We start from the raw sequence: 19,964 nt of genomic DNA on the forward strand, positions 1-19,964 counted from the left end.
GGATTCCTCGAGAGGGAAACGCACGTATGAATGAGGAAAAGCTCCGCTACTTTCTCAAGCGGGTGACCGCCGACCTGCATGAGACCCGGCGCCGCCTGCAGGAGGTGGAGTCGGAGGACCAGGAGCCCATCGCGATCGTCGGGATGAGCTGCCGTTACCCGGGCGGGGTCGGCTCGCCCGAGGACCTGTGGCGGCTGGTGTCCGAGGGCGGGGACGGCATTTCCGAGTTCCCCACCGACCGCGGCTGGGACATCGGGCGGCTCTTCGACGACAATCCGGACGGCGCGGGCACGAGCTATGTCCGGGAGGGCGGTTTCCTCCACGACGCCAACTATTTCGATCCGGCGTTCTTCGGCATCAATCCGCGCGAGGCCCTCGCGATGGACCCCCAGCAGCGGCTGCTGCTGGAGACCACCTGGGAGGTGTTCGAGCGGGCGGGCATCGACGCCACCTCCGTGCGCGGCACCCGTACCGGTGTCTTCGCGGGCGTCATGTACCACGACTACGCCTCGCGGCTGCGCGCCGTGCCGCCCGGTGTCGAGGGCTACCTCGGCACCGGCGGCTCCAGCAGCATCGCCTCCGGCCGGGTGGCGTACACCTTCGGCCTGGAGGGCCCCGCGCTCACCGTCGACACGGCGTGCTCCTCGTCGCTGGTGACCCTGCACCTGGCCATGCAGGCGCTGCGCAACGGCGAGTGCTCGCTGGCCCTGGCGGGCGGTGTCACCGTGATGTCGACGCCCGGCACGTTCACCGAGTTCAGCCGCCAGCGCGGGCTGTCCTTCGACGGCCGCTGCAAGTCCTTCGCGGCGTCCGCCGACGGCACCGGCTGGTCCGAGGGCGCGGGCATGCTGCTGGTCGAGCGGCTGTCGGACGCCCGCCGCAACGGCCACAAGGTGCTGGCCGTCGTCCGTGGCTCGGCCATCAACCAGGACGGCGCCTCCAACGGCCTCACCGCGCCCAACGGCCCCTCCCAGCAGCGGGTCATCCGCCAGGCGCTCGCCAGCGCCCGGCTGACGGCCGACCAGATCGACGTGGTCGAGGCCCACGGCACGGGCACCACGCTCGGCGACCCGATCGAGGCGCAGGCGCTGCTCGCCACGTACGGCAAGGAGAAGCCCGCCGAACGGCCGCTGCTGCTCGGCTCCATCAAGTCCAACGTCGGGCACACCCAGGCCGCCGCCGGTGTCGCCGGGATCATCAAGATGGTCAAGGCCATCGAGCACGGCTATGTGCCCAAGTCCCTGCACATCGACGAGCCGTCGCCGCACATCGACTGGTCGGCCGGGGCCGTCTCGCTGCTGACCGAGGGCCGGCCGTGGCCGGAGACCGGCCGTCCGCGCCGCGCCGCCGTGTCGTCGTTCGGCATCAGCGGCACCAACGCCCACCTGATCATCGAGGAGCCCCCGGCGGAGGACCCCGACGGCGAGGAGGCCGCGGAGGCCCCCGCCGAGGGCACGGCGGCGCCCGCCGAGGAGACGGCGGCACCGGCCGCGCCCCGCACCCTCCCCCTCCTGCCGTGGCTGGTGTCCGGCAAGGGCGAGGACGCGCTGCGCGCCCAGGCCGCCCGGCTCCACGCCTACGTGGCCGAACGCCCCGATCTTGACCCGGTGTCCCTCGGCCACTCCCTGGCCACCACCCGCGCCGCCCTGGAGAACCGCGCCGCCGTCATCGCCGGTGACCGCGCCACCTTCCTCGACCGCCTCGCCGCGCTCGCCTCCGGTGAGCCCGCCGCCGGGGTGGTCCAGGGCGTGGAGACCCGGGGCAAGCTGGGGTTCCTCTTCACCGGCCAGGGCAGCCAGCGCCTCGGCATGGGGCGCGAGCTCTACGAGACCTACCCGGCGTTCGCGGAGGCGCTGGACGCGGTGTGCGCCGCGCTCGACCCGCGCCTCGAACGCCCCCTGAAGGACGTGCTGTTCGGGGACGACGCCGCCGCGCTGGACCGTACCGGCTTCACCCAGCCCGCGTTGTTCGCCATCGAGGTGGCCCTCTTCCGCCTCGTCGAGTCCTGGGGCCTGAAGCCGGACGTGGTCTCCGGACACTCCATCGGCGAGATCGCCGCGGCGCATGTCGCGGGGGTGCTCTCGCTCGACGCCGCCGCCCTGCTGGTGGCGGCCCGGGGCCGCCTCATGCAGCGGCTGCCGGGCGGCGGCGCGATGATCGCCGTCCAGGCGTCCGAGGACGAGGTCGCGCCGTTGCTCACCGACCGCGTGAGCATCGCCGCCCTCAACGGCCCGACGTCGGTGGTCATCGCGGGCGACGAGGACGCGGCTCTGGAGATCGCCGCGTCGTTCGAGGCCCAGGGCCGTAAGACCAAGCGGCTCACCGTCAGCCACGCGTTCCACTCGCCGCTGATGGACCCGATGCTGGAGCCGTTCCGCAAGGTCGCGGAGAGCCTGACGTACGAGGCCCCGAAGATCCCGGTGGTCTCCAACCTCACCGGCGGCATCGCGCCCGCCGCGGAGATCGCCACCGCCGACTTCTGGGTCCGCCATGTCCGCGAGGCCGTGCGCTTCCTCGACGGCATGCGCGCGATGGAGGCGCAGGGCGTCACCACCTACCTCGAACTCGGCCCGGACGGTGTGCTGTCCGCGCTCGGCCAGGAGTGCCTGGCGGGCGAGTCCGAGCACGTGGCGTTCGCCCCCGCCCTGCGGTCCGGCCGCCCCGAGGCCGAGACCCTGACCACCGCCCTGGCCACCCTGCACACCCGGGGCACGGCCCCCGACTGGGCGGCGTACTACGCGGGCACCGGCGCCGAGCGCGTCGAGCTGCCCACCTACGCCTTCCAGCGCGAGCACTACTGGCTGGACGCGGGCACCGCCTATGGCGACGTCTCCTCCGTCGGCCTCGGCACCGCCGACCACCCGCTGCTCGGCACGGCCGTCTCCCTGGCCGACGCGGAGGGCTTCCTCTTCACCGGGCGGCTAGCGCTGGACACCCACCCGTGGCTGGCCGACCACGCCGTCATGGGCGCGGTGCTGCTGCCCGGCACCGCGTTCGTGGAACTGGCGGTGCGCGCCGGTGAGCAGGCCGGATGCGATCTGGTGGAGGAGCTCACCCTGGAGGCCCCGCTGATCCTGCCCGAGCGGGGCGGGGTCCAGCTCCAGATCGCCGTGGGCGCCCAGGACGACACCGGCCGCCGCACCCTCGCCCTCCACTCCCGCCCCGACGAGGCGGGAGACGACGAGCCGTGGCTGCGGCACGCCACCGGCGTCCTCGCGGAGAGCGCCCCCGTGGCCCCGTCGTTCGACCTGAGCGCCTGGCCGCCCGCCGGGGCGGAGCGCATCGAGACCGACGGCCTGTACGAGGGCCTGGCCGAGGCGGGCTTCGCCTACGGCCCCGTCTTCCAGGGCCTGCGCGCCGCCTGGCGCGCCGACGGCGAGGTCTACGCCGAGGTCGCCCTCCCCGAGGACACCGAACCCGGCGCCGCCCTCTTCGGCCTCCACCCGGCCCTGCTGGACGCCGTCCTGCACACCATCGGCCTCAGCGACCTGACCGACAACCCGGGCCAGGGCGGACTCCCCTTCTCCTGGACCGGCGTCCGCATCCACTCGGTGGGCGCCGACACGGTACGCGTCCGCCTGTCGTCAGCCGGAAACGGCACGGTGTCCCTCCAACTGGCCGACGTCACCGGCACCCCGGTGGCCACGGTCGACCGCCTGGCCCTCCGCACGGTCTCCCAGGACCAGCTGACCGCCCCGGGCAGCGCCCCCGACGCCCTGTTCAAGGTGGACTGGACCCCGATCCCGGCAACGTCCGAGCCGGTGTCCAGGGCTGGTTGGGCAGCCGTAGGCCCCAACCCCCTGGGCCTCGCCACCTACCCGGACCTGCCGACACTGGCGGCCGAGCTGGACGCGGGCACCGAGCCCCCGAAGTACGTAGTGGTGTCCCTTGCGGCACCTCATGCCCCCAACGGCGCAGCACCCGAAGCCTGGGACAGTGCGCAACATCAAGCCCGTCCGGCGCTTGAGGACACGCCCGAGGGGCGCCCGGGCCCGCACGCGGACGACGCGGCATCTCCAGCCCGTCCGGTGTTTGAGGACCGGGGCTCGGGGGTGGAGCCTTCGGCCGGTGCGGCACCTCCAGCCCGTCCCGCGATTGAGGACCGGGGCTCGGGGGCGGAGCCTTCGGCCGGTGCGGCACTTCCAGCCCGTCCGGCGCTTGAGGACACGCCCGAGGGGCGCCCGGACCCGCACGCGGCCGGTGCGGCATCTCCAGCCCGTCCGGCGTTTGAGGACCGGGGTCCAGGGGCGGAGCCCCTGGTTACGGGAAGGGGCGGGATAGGGGAAAACCCCACCGAAGCCGCACACCAGACCACCACCCAAGCCCTCAACCTCCTCCAGACCTGGCTGGCCGAAGCCCACTTCACCGACACCCGCCTCGCCATCCTCACCGACGGCACCAACCTCGCCCACGCCGCCGCCCACGGCCTCATCCGCTCCGCCCAGTCGGAGAACCCGGGCCGCATCATCCTGGTGGACCTCGACACCCACCCGGACTCCCTCGAAGCCCTGCCCACCGCCCTCGCATCGGGCGAGCAGGAACTCGCGGTACGCGAAGGCACGGTCAAGGCCCCCCGCCTGGCCCGCGCCACCGCGTCGACGCAGGACGACCAAGCCACGGAGTGGAACCCCGACGGCACAGTCCTGATCACCGGCGCATCGGGCACCCTAGGGACCCTCTTCGCCCGCCACCTCGTAACCGACCGCGGCGTACGCCACCTCCTCCTGGTCAGCCGCCGCGGCGAAAACGCCCCCGGCGCAGCCGAACTCACCGCCGAACTCGCCGAGCTGGGCGCCGAAGCCCACTGGGCGGCCTGCGACGTGGCGGACCGCACCGCCCTCGCCGAGGCCCTCGCGTCCATCCCCACCGCCCACCCCCTCACCGCCGTGATCCACACGGCGGGCGTCCTGGACGACGGCGTGATCGCCTCGCTGACCCCCGAGCGCCTGGCCACCGTGGCCCGCCCGAAGGCACACGCGGCGTGGAACCTGCACGAGCTGACCCAGGACGCGGACCTGTCCGCGTTCATCCTGTTCAGCTCGGCCGCAGGCGTCTTCGGCGGCGCCGGACAGGGCAACTACGCGGCGGCCAACGCCTTCCTGGACGCCCTCGCCCAGCACCGCCGCGCCGACGGCCTGCCCGCCACTTCCCTCGCCTGGGGCCTCTGGGCCGAGCCCGGCGGCATGGCCGGAGACCTGGACGAGGCGGAACTCGCCCGCCTCCAGCGCGGTGGCATCGCCGCCATCACCGCCGACCAGGGCCGAGAGCTGTTCGACCTGGCGAACGCCACAGACGACGCGCTGCTGGTCCCCATGCCCCTCGACCTGGCCGCCCTCCGGACGCAGGCAAGCGCCGGAATGCTGCCGCCGCTCCTCCGCGGACTCGTCCGCGTTCCGCCCCGCCGCGCGGCCCAGGCGGCCCAGGCCGCCGCCGCGGCGCGGTCCGGCGCGCTCGCCCAGCAGCTGGCCGGGGCGGCGTCCGACGCCGAGGCCGAGGCAATCGTCCTCGGCCTGGTCCGTACGCAGGTGGCGGCCGTGCTCGGCTACGCCGGGCCCGAAGCGGTCGAGCCCCAGCGCGCGTTCAGCGAGGTCGGCTTCGACTCGCTCACCGCCGTGGAGCTGCGCAACCGCCTGACCGCGGTCAGCGGCGTCCGGCTGCCCGCCACGCTGATCTTCGACTACCCGACCCCCGCCGCCCTCGCCGCGTATCTGCGGGCCGAGGCCCAGGGCAGCCAGGAGGACGCGGCCGCGCCCGTGGCCGCCGCCACCGCACACGACGACGACCCGATCGCCATCGTGGCGATGAGCTGCCGGTTCCCCGGCGGGGTGACCTCGCCCGAGGACCTGTGGAAGCTGGTCACCGACGGCGCGGACGCCATCACCGACATGCCCACAGACCGCGGCTGGGACATCGAGTCGCTCTACGACGACGACCCCGACCAGCAGGGCACCAGCTACGCCCGCAACGGCGGATTCCTGCACGACGCCCACCACTTCGACCCCGTCTTCTTCGGGATCTCGCCGCGTGAGGCGCTCGCGATGGACCCGCAGCAGCGGCTGCTGCTGGAGACCACCTGGGAGGCGTTCGAGCGGGCGGGCATCGACCCGGCGACGGTGCGCGGCAGCCGGACCGGTGTCTACACCGGCGTCATGTACAACGACTACGGCACCCTCCTGCACCGCGCCCCCGACGGCCTCGAGGGCTACATGGGCACCGCCAGCTCCGGCAGCGTCGCCTCGGGCCGGGTGTCGTACACCTTCGGCCTGGAGGGCCCGGCGGTCACCGTCGATACGGCGTGCTCGTCGTCGCTGGTCACCCTGCACATGGCGGTGCAGGCGCTGCGCAACGGCGAGTGCTCGCTCGCGCTCGCGGGCGGTGTCACCGTCATGGCCACCCCCGGCACCTTCGTGGCCTTCAGCAAGCAGCGCGGCCTCGCGACCGACGGCCGCTGCAAGCCCTTCGCCGCCGCGGCCGACGGTACGGCCTGGGGCGAGGGCGTCGGCATGCTGCTGGTCGAGCGGCTGTCGGACGCGCGCCGACACGGCCACCCGGTCCTCGCGATCGTCCGGGGCTCGGCCATCAACCAGGACGGCGCGTCCAACGGTCTGACCGCGCCCAACGGCCCGTCCCAGCAGCGCGTCATCCGCCAGGCCCTCGCCAACGCCCGGCTGTCCGCCTCAGAGGTGGACGTCGTCGAAGCACACGGCACCGGTACGACACTGGGCGACCCGATCGAGGCCCAGGCGCTGCTCGCCACCTACGGCCAGGAGCACACCGACGACGAGCCGCTCTGGCTGGGCTCGGTGAAGTCCAACTTCGGCCACACCCAGGCCGCGGCCGGTGTCGCCGGGATCATCAAGATGGTCAAGGCCATCGAACACGGCGTGCTGCCGAGGACCCTGCACGTGGACGAGCCCTCCCCGCACGTGGACTGGACGGCGGGCGCGGTGTCGCTGCTCACCGACCAGACGGAGTGGCCGGAGACCGGCCGTCCGCGTCGCGCCGCGGTGTCCTCGTTCGGCATCAGCGGCACCAACGCGCACACCATCATCGAGCAGGCCCCGGCCGAGCGGCCCACGGCCGCCGACGCCACCGCACCCGAGCCGGGTGCGCTGCCGTGGGTCCTGTCCGGCAGGAGCGAGACGGCGCTGAGCGCCCAGGCCGAGCGGCTACTGACCCACCTCGACGCCCACCCGGGCCTGCGCCCGGCCGACGTCGGCTACTCCCTGGCCACCACCCGCGCCGTCCACGACCAGCGCGCGGTGCTGGTCGGCACGGACCGCGAGGACTTCACCCGGGCCCTGACGGCACTCGCCCGGGGCGAGGCGGCGGCCCAGCTGGTCCAGGGCACCGGGACGGCCGGCAAGACGGCGTTCGTGTTCCCGGGGCAGGGGTCGCAGTGGGCCGGTATGGCGGTGGGGCTGATGGATGCCTCGCCCGTCTTCGCGTCCCGTATCCACGAATGCGCCGCGGCGCTCGCGGAGTTCACCGACTGGTCGCTGGTCGATGTGTTGCGCGGCGCCGAGGGCGCGCCGTCGTTGGAGCGCGTGGATGTGGTCCAGCCGGTGCTGTTCGCGGTGATGGTGTCGCTGGCCGAGCTGTGGCGCTCGCTGGGCGTCCGGCCGTCCGCCGTGGTCGGCCACTCCCAGGGCGAGATCGCCGCCGCGTGCGTGGCCGGAATCCTGTCGCTCCAGGACGCGGCCCGTGTGGTGGCGCTGCGCAGCCAGGCCATCGGCCGGGTGCTGGCGGGCAGGGGCGGGATGGTCTCGGTGGCGCTTCCGGTGGCCGACGTACGGGAGCGCATTGCCCCCTGGGGCGAGGAGCGGATCTCCGTCGCGGCCGTCAACGGCCCCTCCTCGGCGGTGGTTTCGGGCGAGCCCGAGGCGCTGGACGAGCTGCTCGCGTCCTGTGAGGCCGATGAGGTGCGGGCCCGCCGGGTGCCGGTGGACTACGCCTCGCACTCGGCCCAGGTCGAACTCCTCCGCGAGGAACTCCTGGAGCTGCTCGCGCCCGTGGAGCCCGGGGCCGCCGAGGTGCCGTTCCTGTCCACCGTGACGGGGGAGTGGGTCAACGGTTCCGAGCTGGACGCCGAGTACTGGTTCACCAACCTCCGGCGCACCGTCGAGCTGGAGAGCGCGATCCGCCGCCTGCTGGACGAGGGCTTCGGAGCGTTCATCGAGTCCAGCGCCCACCCCGTCCTCACCATGGGTGTGCAGGAGACCGCCGAGGACGCGGGCCGCGAGGCCGCCGCGATCGGCTCGCTGCGCCGTGACGAGGGCGGGATGGACCGCTTCCACACCTCGCTGGGCGAGGCGTGGACGCGCGGTGTGGCCGTCGACTGGGAGGCGGTGTACGAGGGGACGGGCGCGGCCCGCGTCGAGCTGCCCACGTACGCCTTCCAGCACGAGCGCTACTGGATCGAGGTGCCGCTCTCGGCGGGCGATGTCGCCTCCGCCGGTCTCGGCGCCGCCGGGCATCCGCTGCTGGGCGCCGCCGTCGAAATCCCCGACTCCGACGGCTTCCTGCTCACCGGGCGGCTCTCCCTCCAGACCCACCCCTGGCTCGCCGACCACGCCGTGTCCGGCACCGTGCTGCTGCCGGGAACGGCCTTCGTGGAGCTGGCGATCCGCGCCGGTGACCAGGTCGGCTGCGATCTGCTGGACGAGTTGACCCTGGAGGCGCCGCTGATCCTGCCCGCCCGGGGCGGGATCCAGTTGCGGCTGACCGTCGGCGCGCCCGACGCGAGCGGCCGCCGGGCGCTGGAGATCTACTCCCGCCCGGAGCCGGACGCGGACCGGGGCGACGCCTCGGACGTGCCTTGGAGCCGCCACGTCAGCGGTGTGCTGGCCTCCGGCGACGCCGCCGACAGCGGAGCGGACCTGTCCGTATGGCCGCCCGCGGAGGCCGTCGCCCTCGATGTGGACGACCTCTACGAGCGGTTCGCGGCGGGCGGCTTCGGCTACGGCCCGGCGTTCCAGGGGCTCGAGGCCGCCTGGCGGCGCGGCGAGGAGGTCTTCGCCGAACTGCGCCTGGACCAGCGGCAGCACCGTGACGCCGCGCTGTTCGGGCTGCATCCGGCGCTGCTGGACGCCGCGCTGCACGGGGTCGCGCTCGGCGACTTCCTGGGCGACGGGGCGGATGGGATCCGGCTGCCGTTCTCCTGGAGCGGGGTCACCCTCCACGCGGCGGGTGCCACGGCGCTGCGCGTACGGATCGCCCCGGCCGGGCCGGAGGCGGTGGTGCTGACCGTCGCGGACGAGAACGGCGGCGCGGTCGCGTCGGTGGACTCCCTGGTGCTGCGGCGCATCGCCCCGGAGCAGCTGCGCGCGGCCCAGGTGACCTACCACGACTCGCTGTTCCGGCTGGAGTGGGCGCCGGTGCCATCGCCCTCGGCGGCCCCCGCGGCCGTCCGCTGGGCCCTGGTCGGCGAGCAGGCCGCCGCGAACGGCAGGGACCCCTTCGGGCTGGTCGACGCGCTGGAGTCCATCGGCGCCGAGTGCGCCGTCTTCCCCGATCTGACCGAGCTCGCGGCCGTGGTGGCCTCGGGCAGCCCCCGGCCGGATGTCGTCCTGCTCCCGCTCACCGGCCCCGCCGGTGGCGGTGGCGGCCATCTGGCGGAGGGCGCGCGGCTGGCCACCCACGCCGCGCTGGACACCGCGCAGTCGTGGCTCGCGGAGGAGGGCCTCGCCGGGGCGCGGCTGGCGTTCGTCACCCGCGGGGCGGTCGCCACGTCCCCGGACGCCGAGGTGTACGACCTGCCGCACGCGCCCGTATGGGGGCTGATCCGCACCGCGCAGACCGAGAACCCGGACCGCTTCCTGCTGCTCGACCTGGACCACGAGGGGCCCTCGGCCGACGCGCTCATGGCGGCCGCGGCCGGCGGCGAACCGCAGCTCGCGGTCCGCGCGGGCGCCCTCCACGCGCCCCGGCTGGCCCGGGTCGCCGCTCAGGAGCAGCACGCGGGGGCGCCTGAGGGGCTGCCGGAGTTCGACCCGGACGGCACGGTTCTGATCACCGGCGCCACCGGTGTCCTCGGCGGACAGCTCGCCCGCCATCTGGTGACCGAGCGCGGTGTGCGGCATCTGCTGCTCAACAGCCGCCGCGGCCAGCGCGCCCAGGGGATGCCCGAGCTGGTCGACGAACTGACCGCGCTGGGCGCCGAGGTGAGCGTCGCGGCCTGCGATGTGGCCGACCGCGAGGCGCTGTCGCTGCTGCTGGCCGAGGTGGACCCGGCGCATCCGCTCGCCGCCGTCGTACACACCGCCGGGGTGCTGGACGACGGGCTGCTGCCCGCGCTCACCCCGGAGCGGATCGACACGGTCTTCCGGCCGAAGGTGGACGCGGCGCTCAATCTGCACGAGCTGACCCTGGACCTGGGCCTGAAGGCCTTCGTGGTGTTCTCGTCCGCCGCCGGTACCTTCGGCGCGCCGGGCCAGGGCAACTACGCGGCGGCCAACACCTTCCTGGACGCCTTCGCCGCGCACCGCCGCTCCGCCGGGCTGCCCGCGCTCTCGCTGGCCTGGGGCCTGTGGGAGCAGCGCAGCGCGATGACCGGTGGCATGGCGGACGCGGATGTGGCCCGTATGGAGCGCTCCGGGATGGCGCCGCTGACCTCGCGGGACGGTCTGGAGCTGTTCGACACGGCTTGCTCGGTCGGCGGTGAGGCGGTGCTCGTACCGCTGCACCTGGACATCGCGCCGCTGCGCGAGCAGGCCGCCGAGGGCGCGCTGCCCGCCGTCTTCCGCGGGCTGGTCCGGGCCCCGGCCCGGCGCCGTACGGTCTCCGCCGGGGCGGCCGACACCGGCGGCCCCTCGCTGGCGCGGCGGCTGGCCGGGCTGGCCGAGGCGGAGCGCGAGCAGGCCGTGCTGGACCTGGTCCGCGGTCAGGCCGCCGCGGTCCTCGGCTTCGCGGACGCGGAGGCGGTGGGGGCCACACGGGGCTTCCTGGAGCAGGGCTTCGACTCGCTGACCGCCGTGGAGCTCCGCAACCGGCTGGGCGCCGCGAGCGGGCTGCGGCTGCCCCCGACGCTGCTGTTCGACCACCCGACGCCCGAGCTGGTCGCCCGGCAGCTGCTCGCGCGGCTGGCCGGTGCGGTGGCCGCCGAGGGCGGCGCGGTGCCGGACGCGGCGCGGGACGAGGCGGCGGGCGCGGAGCCGTCGGCCGTGTTCGGCGCGATGATGCGGGAGGCCGGACAGCGCGGTGAGCAGGAGGAGTTCACCCGGCTGCTGATGGACGTCTCGCGGTTCCGGCCCTCGTTCGGATGCGCCGCCGAGCTGGACAAGGCGCCCGCGCTGGTGCGGCTCTCGCGCGGTGAGACCGGGCCGGCGCTGGTGTGCTTCTCCTCGATCCTGTCGATCGGCGGCCCGCACCAGTACGCCCGGTTCGCCGCCGGATTCCGCGGCCACCGGAACGTCTGGGCGCTGGGCAACCCCGGCTTCGTCGCCGGAGAGCGGCTCCCGGCCAACCCGGAGGCGGTGGTCGAGGCGCAGGCCGAGGCGGTGCTGCGGGAGACCGACGGGGCGCCGTTCGTGCTGCTGGGCCACTCCTCGGGCGGGCTGCTCGCCCATGAGGTGGCCGCGCGGCTGGAGAGCACCGGGGTCTTCCCGGACGCGGTCGTCCTGCTCGACATCTACTCCCACGACCGGGACGCGGCCGTCGCCCTCCAGCCCGGGCTGAGCGCCGGGATGGACGAGCGGAGCGCGGGCCAGGTGCCGGTGGACGACACCCGGCTGCTGGCCATGGGCGCGTACTTCCGGCTGTTCGGGGAGTGGCGGCCCAAGGAGGTCAAGACGCCGACCCTGCTGGTCCGGGCCGGGGACCGGCTCTTCGACTGGTCCCGCGACGGCGACTGGCGGTCGTACTGGCAGCTCCCGCACACCGCGCTCGATGTGCCGGGGAACCACTTCACGATGATGGAGGAGCACGCCGCGACGACGGCCCGGGCCGTGGAGGACTGGCTGTCCTGACGGACGGACGGCCTGTTGGCACCCCACAGGGGTGCCAACAGGCCGTCGTCGTGTTCAGAGGAGCCTGAATCGGCCGGAGTTGTTGTGGTCGCGATGGCGGGGGCACTGGCACGGTGGCCACGCCTGCCCCAACGAGTAGGCGTCGCTCTGCTTCCCGTTGAGGACGGTCACCATCGCGCGCCGGGTGGTGACGATGCCGTTGCGCGCCACGGTGTAGACGCGCATCGTCATCTTCGGCCGTTCGTCTCGGTCAGGCTGGTTGTCGGCCATCAGCGGTCCTCCCCTCCCGGCACGGGGGCGAGGAGTTGGAGCAGGCTGCGCAGGCTCCGTTTCACCGCGCCGAGGTGGTAGGCCAGTTCTTCGGGCGTGGCATCGGCCAGGTCGAGGGTTTCGGCTCCCGTGAGGGTCTGTCCGGCGACGATCACGACAGCCTGTTCGAGGCCGTCGCGGGTGGGCTTTCCGGCCACGACGCACGCGGGGCACAGGCCCGAACGCGGTTCGGTGGGGTTGTGGGGCGCGAAGATGCCCTGTGGACCGCTTTCGGCCCGACCAACGTCAGCATTCATCGCGTCTCGGCCCTCGCGCGCATGAACGACGGGGCCGACGCCGTGGCCGCTGCCGTTCAGATCGAGCAGACCGGCCTGAACGCTCTGCCTCGCGAGCGCCGCGCGGCCCACTTGGTCGACGTGGCCCGTGGCCTCACACAGGCTGGACGCCGCGAGGAAGCGGTGACGAAGTTACTCGAAGCCGAGCGGGAGGCACCGGAAGAGGTGCACTGCCGTCCGCGGACCCGGGGGCTTGTCGAGGACCTTCGCCTACTCGGTGCCGGTTCGGCCGAAGGACGCTTGCGGGGGCTCGCCGGCCGTTGTGGACTTCCCGCATGACAGATTCCCGTGTGCTCTACCTGATCGCCTGCGCTGCTCCGCCTGCTCAACGCATCAGAACCGGTATCGAGAAGGCGCAGGCAGCGGGGTGGGATGTGTGCCTGGTACTCACCCCATCGGCCGCTCGGTGGCTTGATGAGGAACTGTCGGAATTGGCCGAACTGACCGGGCACCCGGTGCGCACGGCGTACAAACTGCCGCAGCAGGCGGACGTATTCCCGCCACCTGACGCTCTTCTCGTGGCCCCGGCCACCTTCAACACGATCAACAAATGGGCGCAGGGCATTGCTGACACGCTCGCGCTCGGACTCGTCACGGAAGCCATCGGGCTGCAACTTCCAGTGGTCGCCCTGCCGTATCTCAACCAGGCACAGGCAGGACATCCGGCCCTGGGGCGCAGCGTTGACTTCCTACGGGCCAATGGCGTCACCGTTCTTCTCGGGGGAGACGGGTTCACTCCGCACATCCCCAAGCAGGGCAACGTAGCTGCCTACCCGTGGGATGTGGCCTTGGCCGCCCTTAGCCCTCGGCCCGGACCCGGTCGAGGTACTCATGACGATCGGGGAGGCTGACGTGCACCGACGCCGGTTCCTGACTGTCTCCGCCTACTCCATGGCCGCCACCGTGCTGCCGCTGGGCTACGTCAAGGAGATGGCCGAACGTACCGCCGCCGCCCGCGGCGGAGCCGTCATCGGCGCCGCGGAGGTCAGCGCGGTGCGTGACATGGTGGGGCTGTTCGCCGAGATGGACGAACGCCTCGGCGGCCAGCACGGACGGGCCGCGTTCGTGCAGTACCTCATCACCGACATCGCGCCGCTGTGCCAGGCCCGCTTCCACAACGACGACCTGCGCCGCCAGATGCTCTCCGTCGCCTCCTCCGCCGCCCACCTGGCGGGCTGGAAGGCATACGACTCCGGAGAGCAGGGCCTGGCGCAGCGGTACTACATGCAGTCCTTCGCCCTGGCGTTGGAGTCCGGCGAACCCGGCCAGGACGGGTTCGTGATGCGCACCATGTCTCAGCAGGGCATGAAACTGCACCGCCCCGAACACTGCCTCGATCTAGCCGCGAGCGGCCTCGCCCGTGCCCACGACCAGGTCCCGGCCCCCGCCCGGGCGCTGTTCCACATCACCCACGCCCACGCCCTGGCCAAGACCGGTCAACGCCGCCAGGCCGTCGCCGAGATCGAAGCCGCCCGCACCGCCCTGGACACAGGCCGCGGCGACCAGGTCCCATTCTGTGCACTGGCCTGGGGGCCGCCGGAGGCGACCGTCGTCTCCCGCACCGCCAAGGTCCTCGAAGACCTCGGCGATCATCGGCGTGCCAGCCAGTACTACGCCCACGCCGCCGCCTCCCGCCCGGCTGGTACCTACGCACGCATCGTCGCCCTGGATCTGGTCGCCGCCGCCGAGTCCCAGCTCAACCAGGGCAGCGTCGAAGAGGCATGCGCCACCTGGAGCCGGGCTATGGACCACATGGACGGCGTGGCCTCCACCCGCACGCGCAAGGCGGTACGGAACATACGCCGCAACCTCGCCCCATACCGCTGCCGCGGGCTGCGATGCGCCGCCGACCTCGAAGAACGCGCCACCAGCTTCCTCACCCGCGTCTGACCGACAGCGGGCCGTCGGCACCCGTTCGTCTTCTGTGATGTGGGGCTTGCTGCCCTACCTCCGGGCTGAGCAGATCAAAGATCACTCCCTTGGATCGCACCCGATGCGTCGGGGGTGGCTCCGGTCGTCTGCCACGGGCATGCGGAAACGACCAGGGCCGGGACCGTCCGCCCCGGACCGCTCACGAGCGTCGGGGCACCCGTTGTGCGCCATGCTGTAGACGCGCATCGTCATCGTCGGCCGTTCGTCCCGGTCCGGCTGATTGTCGGCCACGTAAGGACACCCGCCCCCGCCCTCCCGGGCCACGGACACGATCCGTGGCGCCCGGATACGGAGCGAACGCGGGCGACCAGGACGCTCAACACCGTTCGGAGCGCCCGGCTGAGCACGTACAACTCACGCTCAGTATCTAGGAACGGTTTCGGCTCCCGTGAGGGTCTGTCCGGCGACGATTACGACGGCCTGTTGGAGGGCTTCCCCGAGTACGTGGGGCACGAGGGCCGGGCAGCGGAGATCCGGCAGTACGAAGGGGCGTCATCCCCGGTCTGCTCCAGACGCCGGAGCGGGTGACGTTTGTCGCGGAGCGGCAAGCCGCGCTCGTCCGGACGCCCCCGCCGCTGCTCTTCGTGATGCTGGACGAAAGCCTGTGTCCGTCGGCCCATCGGCGAACCCGTCGTCATGGACGCCCAGTTCGTACGGCTGGTCGAGATGGCCGAGTTGCCGAACACTGTGCTCCAAGTCGCCCTGTTCGACTGGGGGCGCGCCGCCCGTTCGACCTGCCGCTCTATATCCTGACGATGTCGGACCGTTCGCTCATGTCATACGCGGAGTCCGCCCAGCGGGGCCAATTTGAACGGGAAAGCACCTCAGTCGTGCGGGTCTCGGTTCAGGATCGGGTCTCGGTTCAGGTCGGTATGGGCTTCTCGGCTCGGTCGGGTGCGGGTTTCGTCTCGCGCCTTCGGCGCAATTGAGCAGCGGCGGCGGGGGCGGGGGGCTCGCACCGCGTCGCCGGGCGCCGGGCCGGTGGATGCGAGCGCCGGTGGCGGCACCTGCGCCCGGGAGCTGGGGCGGATACCGGACTGACGGCCTCTCCGAGCACCCCTCGATAAAACGCTTGATCTGAAGCAACTAATTTGGCAAACGTTTTGGAGAGGGGTACCCCCAACCCCTCCCGCTGTCCGGCACCGCCCCAGCCCTCGGCCAGGGGAGCCGCCACCGGCGCCTGCATAGAGGTCGCCGAGGACCTCGTCGCCTCGCGCGGCGTGGTCCCCGTTCGTGGCAGCAAGGACCCGCACGGCCCAGCGCTCATGTTCGAGCTGACCGCCTGGTCCTCGTTTGTCTCTGCCGTCAGGCGCGGGGAGTTCCCCACCACCTGACCCATCCAGCAACCAGCCACCGAAGCGATCGGCCCCCGGACCGGGGGCCGTCGTCATGCTGGGCGGGCAGCCGGGTCATCCAGGGCCGAGCGGCGGAGCCTCATCCGGACTCACCGGGCGTTAGCTCGTTGACCCATCGCTGGGCTGCGGCGAGATCGGGTGCCGTCCCGGCTGGGGCGTAGGTGAAGCCGTCCCACTCTTCCAGCGCGCGTGGTTCGTCGGGTCGGAGATGGCCGGCGCCGCCGTGCAGGGGCCGGTGACGGCGGTAGATGTCCAGCGGCGGACGGCGCCGCTTGCTGTACGCGGCGAGAGGGCTGGCGACGTCTACGCGCGGGACGGCGCGGGACGGCTGGTTTGGTGGGCCGGGTCGGCGGTGCTTGCCCATGCGCTCGATGGTCTCAGGCGACGATCGTGGTCGGCCGGGCGGCGGTGAGATCCCTCGCTCTGCTGCGTACGTCGTCCACCGCGGCGGTCTCGTACGGGCGGGCCGCGTCCAGAAAATATTGGGCCGGGAGGCGACCCAGGTGGTCCGGCACCCCCGGACCCACGCGCGCCGCGCGGCCCGGCCCTGAGGGGGCCGGGCCGCGCGTGCGTGTTACGCCGTCATCAGCGCTTACGAGCGGGCCGCGAGCGCTTGCCCGGACCCACCGTCACCACCTCGAAGTTGGACTTGGTGCGGTCCAGCCGGTGGAAGAGGTTGTCCGGCCCGGTGATGTACATCTTCGACACCCCGGCGCCCTTCAGCGTGTCCACCACCTTCGGCCAGTGGATCGGCAGATCGAAGGTGTCCAGCAGCATCGTGCGCAGCTCGTCGGCCGTGGTCACGATGGTGCCGTCCTGGTCGGTGACCACGGGCAGCTTGGGGTCGAGGATGTCGTACTTGGGCAGGATCTCCTCGGCGGCCCGGCGCCGCAGCTCCGCGAACGCGGGCGCGTGCACCGCCGGGACCATGCTGTACATGGAGTAGCCGCCGGCCTGGCTGATCGCCTTCTTGAACCACTCCAGCTCCGTCTCGCGCAGCGACACCATGAAGAAGCCGTCGTCGAGATAGCCGGAGTAGTCGTACCACTCATCGCGCTCGCCGAGCTCGGTGAGGATCTCCGTCAGCTTCTCCTGCGGAGTGCGGACGAAGGTGTGGGTGACCGCGTCCTGGTACTCCTCGGTGAAGTACGCGTGCTCACAGCGGGCCAGCTCCGCGGTGAGCCGCACCACCTCGGGGAACGGCAGCGAACTGACGTAGGCCGCAGCCGCCTTCTGCCCGAAGCTGGGGCCCACGCACAGGTCGGGGACCAGTCCGTGCTCCTGCTCCGCCCGGTCCGCCGAGGCCATCGAGTTCACCAGGAAGGCGATCTGGGTGGCCTCGGAGTAGTCGTCCTCGGAGTCGCGGAGCCGGTCGAAGACCGAGTAGCCCAGCGCCTCGTCGGCCTCGGCCAGCCGCTTCCGGGCGAACGGGTCGAGCGTGAGGAACCTGCCCACCTCGGAGAAGCCGGAGGGTCCCATGCCCGGGAAAACGATGGCTGTCTTCGTCTGCTCGGATGCCGTCATGGTGTGGTGCCTTACTCTCAAGTCCTGCCGTGGCTCAGTCCTGCGCCCGGCGGTTGAAGCCCCGGATGCCGATCATCCCGAAGATCAGGACGGCCGCCCCGATGGCCGAGAAGCAGATCCACAGCGGGATCGACTCCGGCGTCTTGGGCCCGGGGGTCAGCAGCAGTCCGCGCATCGCCTCGGTGACGTAGGTCAGCGGGTTGAAGGTGCACAGCACCTGGAACCAGCGGACGGTCTCCAGGCTCCGCCACGGGAACTGCGTGGCCCCGGTGAACATGATCGGGGTGAGCGTCATGGCGAAGACGATGGAGATGTGACGCGCGGGCGCCAGAGTGCCCAGGGTGAGGCCGACGCAGCCGCCGACGAGTCCGCCGAGGCTGAGGATGCCCAGCGTCACCGGCATCTTGTCCAGCGGCCAGGAGACGTCGTCCAGCAGCGCCAGACCGATCGGGATCATGACCAGCGAGCCGATCAGACCGCGCATCGCGCCGAAGACCGCCTTCTCCACCGCCACCAGTGCGACCGGGATGGGCGCGAGCAATCGGTCCTCGATCTCCTTGGTCCAGGAGAAGTCGATGGCCAGTGGCAGCGCGGTGTTCTGCAGGGCGACCAGGAAACTGTTGAGCGCCACCACACCGGGCAGCAGCACCTGCTGGAAGCCGGGCTGGGTGAAGCCGATCTCGCCGAGCACCTTGCCGAAGACGAACAGCATGAAGAACGGTTCCACGATGACCTGGCCCAGGAAGGGGCCCATCTCGCGGCCGGTGACGAAGATGTCGCGCCACAGGATGAAGAAGAACGTCCGCCACCGGTTGGCGCGGCGCCGGTGGCGCCCGCCGCGGCGCTTGGAGTCGGGCAGCTCGAGCTCGAGTTCGGGCTCCGGCTCGGGCTCCACGAGGGGCGAACGGGCGTCGGCCGCCGCGATGATGGCGTTCAGCGCGGCCTTGGCGTCCTGCGCGGCCTGGGAGGCCGACGGGGCCGGTATCGGCTTGATGACCAGCGTCAGGGTGTCGCCGATGTCCCCGCTGCCGTGCGGGGCGCCCATGCCCCTGGCCTCGTGGTGCCGGTGCTCCTGCGGCCTGCTCTCGTGGTGCCGGGGGTCGTGCGGCCTGCTCTCGTGGTGCCGGGGGTCGTGCGGTCGGCTCTCGTGCTTGACCGGCGCGTTCGGGGCTGCCTTCTGGACCTCGGCGCCCGGACGCGGGGCCCGGGCCTCGGGACCGGGACGCGGGGCGGACGGCTTGGACCGTACGAGCACGGTCCGGGTGTCCTCGAAGCCGTCGTCCTCGGCGGACGTGCCGTCGGCGCTCCGCGGATCGGCGGGCCCGGTCCCGTCCGGCTTGGCGCCGGGGGTCCTGGGGTCGGCGGGCCTGCGTTCGGCGGAGGACCGCTCATCGCCCCGGCCGGCGGAACCCTGGCCGCCGCCCTGGTGCGGGGGTGTGCCGGTCGCGGGCTTCTCCTCGGCGGCCTTGCCGCCGGGGGTCCCGTCCGTCGATGACGTGGGTCGTGAGGAGGAGCTCATCGCATCTCCTTCCCCGTCAGGTCGACAAAGACGTCTTCCAGGCTCGCCTTGCTCACATTCAGGTCCTTGATTTCGCACTCGGTGTCGGTCAGGGCCTTGATGACCGTGGGCAGAAGCACGGAGGACGGTGCGTTGCTGTAGACCTTCATCCGGAAGGTGCCGTCGTTGACGGCCGCGCCCCCGCCCTGCATGAGGGCGGCCATGTCGTCCTCGGCCTGGAGCACCTCGACCCGCTCGGCGACCCCGAGGCCCTGCACCATGTGGACCACGCCGTTCATGCCGGAGTACGGCGGGCGCACCGTGACGGTCAGCGCGGTGTTGCTCATCCGGCTGGTCAGCGCCTCAGGGGTGTCCAGAGCGAGCAGCTTGCCGTGGTCGACGATGCCGATCCGGTCACACAGCTTGGACGCTTCCTCCATGTCGTGGGTGGTGATCACCACCGTGACGCCACGGACCTTCAGTTCGGCGACCCGGTCGCGCACAAAGATCTGGGACTGCGGGTCGAGGCCGGTGGCCGGCTCGTCCAGGAACAGCACCCGGGGGCGGTGCATCAGGGCCCGCGCGATCATCACGCGCTGAGCCTGACCGCCGGAGACCTGATCCGCCCGGGCCTTGGCGTGGTCGGAGAGGCCGACCCAGTCCAGGCTCTCGTCCGCGAGGCGGTTGCGCTCCGAGCGCGAGAGACCGTGGTAGCCGGCGTGGAAGGTCAGGTTCTGGCGGATGGTCAGCGACCGGTCCAGGTTGTTGCGCTGCGGCACGACGGCGAAGGACTGCCGGGCCACCGCCGGCCTGGCCACCACGTCGACGCCCTGTACGAAGGCACGTCCGCCGCTGGGCGCGACACGGGTGGTCAGGATGCCGATGGTGGTGGTCTTACCCGCTCCGTTGGGCCCGAGGAAGCCGAAGACCTCACCGTGCCTGACGGTGAAGCTGAGATTGTCGACAGCCGGAACGGGCCGGCCGGGGTACTTCTTGACCAAGCCGTCGACAACGACGGCGAAATCAATAGGACGTGTTGTGTTCATCGCTGTCGTCGCACCGATTTAATTGGCTTGAGGAGACC

Annotated in this window: 11 protein-coding genes and 1 pseudogene; 5 read left to right on the forward strand and 7 right to left on the reverse strand. The window is 72.4% G+C overall.

From position 1 onward, the window contains the following. The first annotated feature begins 26 nt into the window (after nucleotides 1–26). A complete protein-coding gene (locus GWI24_RS03120; RefSeq protein ID WP_210944350.1) occupies nucleotides 27–11,966 on the forward strand; it encodes a type I polyketide synthase in 11,940 nt (3,979 codons plus the stop codon). A 54-nt stretch (nucleotides 11,967–12,020) separates the two neighbouring features. Here the strand turns inward: GWI24_RS03120 and GWI24_RS03125 are convergent, their stop codons facing one another. Together GWI24_RS03125 and GWI24_RS03130 are read right to left on the reverse strand one after the other, a co-directional pair. Continuing rightward, nucleotides 12,021–12,236: a hypothetical protein gene (locus GWI24_RS03125; protein WP_210944351.1), complete on the reverse strand. Its 216-nt coding sequence runs from the start codon at nucleotides 12,234–12,236 to the stop codon at nucleotides 12,021–12,023. Next, nucleotides 12,236–12,643, reverse strand: a complete 408-nt coding sequence (locus GWI24_RS03130; protein ID WP_210944366.1) for a hypothetical protein — start codon at nucleotides 12,641–12,643, stop codon at nucleotides 12,236–12,238. The genes GWI24_RS03125 and GWI24_RS03130 overlap by 1 nt, the downstream gene beginning before the upstream one ends. Before the next feature lie 203 nt (nucleotides 12,644–12,846). On the opposite strand from GWI24_RS03130, the gene GWI24_RS03135 reads away from it, so the two are divergent. The 4 genes and pseudogenes from GWI24_RS03135 to GWI24_RS46760 all read left to right on the forward strand — a co-directional run bounded on the left by GWI24_RS03135 (nucleotide 12,847) and on the right by GWI24_RS46760 (nucleotide 15,837). Then, a complete protein-coding gene (locus GWI24_RS03135) occupies nucleotides 12,847–13,422 on the forward strand; it encodes a flavoprotein (protein ID WP_210944352.1) in 576 nt (191 codons plus the stop codon). A gap of 1 nt (nucleotide 13,423) precedes the next feature. Then, nucleotides 13,424–14,461 (forward strand): hypothetical protein, encoded by a 1,038-nt coding sequence (locus tag GWI24_RS03140; RefSeq protein ID WP_210944353.1) that lies wholly within the window; start codon nucleotides 13,424–13,426, stop codon nucleotides 14,459–14,461. A 459-nt stretch (nucleotides 14,462–14,920) separates the two neighbouring features. Further along, nucleotides 14,921–15,432, forward strand: a pseudogene (locus GWI24_RS44800) (DUF5753 domain-containing protein); the annotation flags it as partial. Nucleotides 15,433–15,606: 174 nt separating this feature from the next. Further along, nucleotides 15,607–15,837 carry a DUF397 domain-containing protein gene (locus GWI24_RS46760; protein ID WP_210944354.1) on the forward strand — a complete coding sequence of 77 codons (231 nt, stop codon included), beginning with the start codon at nucleotides 15,607–15,609 and terminating at the stop codon, nucleotides 15,835–15,837. Nucleotides 15,838–15,937: 100 nt separating this feature from the next. On the opposite strand, the gene GWI24_RS44805 is transcribed toward GWI24_RS46760, so the two are convergent. The 5 genes from GWI24_RS44805 to GWI24_RS03165 form a co-directional block, all read right to left on the reverse strand. Beyond that, nucleotides 15,938–16,222, reverse strand: coding sequence for a DUF6087 family protein (locus GWI24_RS44805; protein ID WP_247615804.1), 285 nt, complete (start codon nucleotides 16,220–16,222; stop codon nucleotides 15,938–15,940). A 13-nt stretch (nucleotides 16,223–16,235) separates the two neighbouring features. Then, nucleotides 16,236–16,373, reverse strand: a complete 138-nt coding sequence (locus GWI24_RS03150) for a hypothetical protein (protein ID WP_210944367.1) — start codon at nucleotides 16,371–16,373, stop codon at nucleotides 16,236–16,238. A 70-nt stretch (nucleotides 16,374–16,443) separates the two neighbouring features. Then, nucleotides 16,444–17,382: an ACP S-malonyltransferase gene (locus GWI24_RS03155; RefSeq protein ID WP_210944355.1), complete on the reverse strand. Its 939-nt coding sequence runs from the start codon at nucleotides 17,380–17,382 to the stop codon at nucleotides 16,444–16,446. Between the two features lie 34 nt (nucleotides 17,383–17,416). After that, complete coding sequence (locus tag GWI24_RS44810; protein ID WP_247615805.1) at nucleotides 17,417–18,901, reverse strand: ABC transporter permease; 1,485 nt, start codon at nucleotides 18,899–18,901, stop codon at nucleotides 17,417–17,419. Continuing rightward, nucleotides 18,898–19,926 carry an ABC transporter ATP-binding protein gene (locus GWI24_RS03165; RefSeq protein ID WP_210944356.1) on the reverse strand — a complete coding sequence of 343 codons (1,029 nt, stop codon included), beginning with the start codon at nucleotides 19,924–19,926 and terminating at the stop codon, nucleotides 18,898–18,900. The genes GWI24_RS44810 and GWI24_RS03165 overlap by 4 nt, the downstream gene beginning before the upstream one ends. Nucleotides 19,927–19,964 lie beyond the last annotated feature (38 nt).

Origin of the sequence: Streptomyces sp. MK37H, from assembly GCF_018035285.1 — a bacterium.
Classification (GTDB): Bacteria; Actinomycetota; Actinomycetes; order Streptomycetales; family Streptomycetaceae; genus Streptomyces; species Streptomyces endocoffeicus.

Excerpts from the sequence above, each read along its gene's own strand:
- GWI24_RS44810 (WP_247615805.1), bottom strand. The coding sequence starts at position 18,901 with ATGAGCTCCTCCTCACGACCCACGTCATCGACGGACGGGACCCCCGGC.
- GWI24_RS03120 (WP_210944350.1), top strand. The coding sequence starts at position 27 with ATGAATGAGGAAAAGCTCCGCTACTTTCTCAAGCGGGTGACCGCCGAC.
- GWI24_RS03155 (WP_210944355.1), bottom strand. The coding sequence starts at position 17,382 with ATGACGGCATCCGAGCAGACGAAGACAGCCATCGTTTTCCCGGGCATG.
- GWI24_RS03165 (WP_210944356.1), bottom strand. The coding sequence starts at position 19,926 with ATGAACACAACACGTCCTATTGATTTCGCCGTCGTTGTCGACGGCTTG.
- GWI24_RS03125 (WP_210944351.1), bottom strand. The coding sequence starts at position 12,236 with ATGGCCGACAACCAGCCTGACCGAGACGAACGGCCGAAGATGACGATG.
- GWI24_RS44805 (WP_247615804.1), bottom strand. The coding sequence starts at position 16,222 with ATGGGCAAGCACCGCCGACCCGGCCCACCAAACCAGCCGTCCCGCGCC.
- GWI24_RS03135 (WP_210944352.1), top strand. The coding sequence starts at position 12,847 with ATGACAGATTCCCGTGTGCTCTACCTGATCGCCTGCGCTGCTCCGCCT.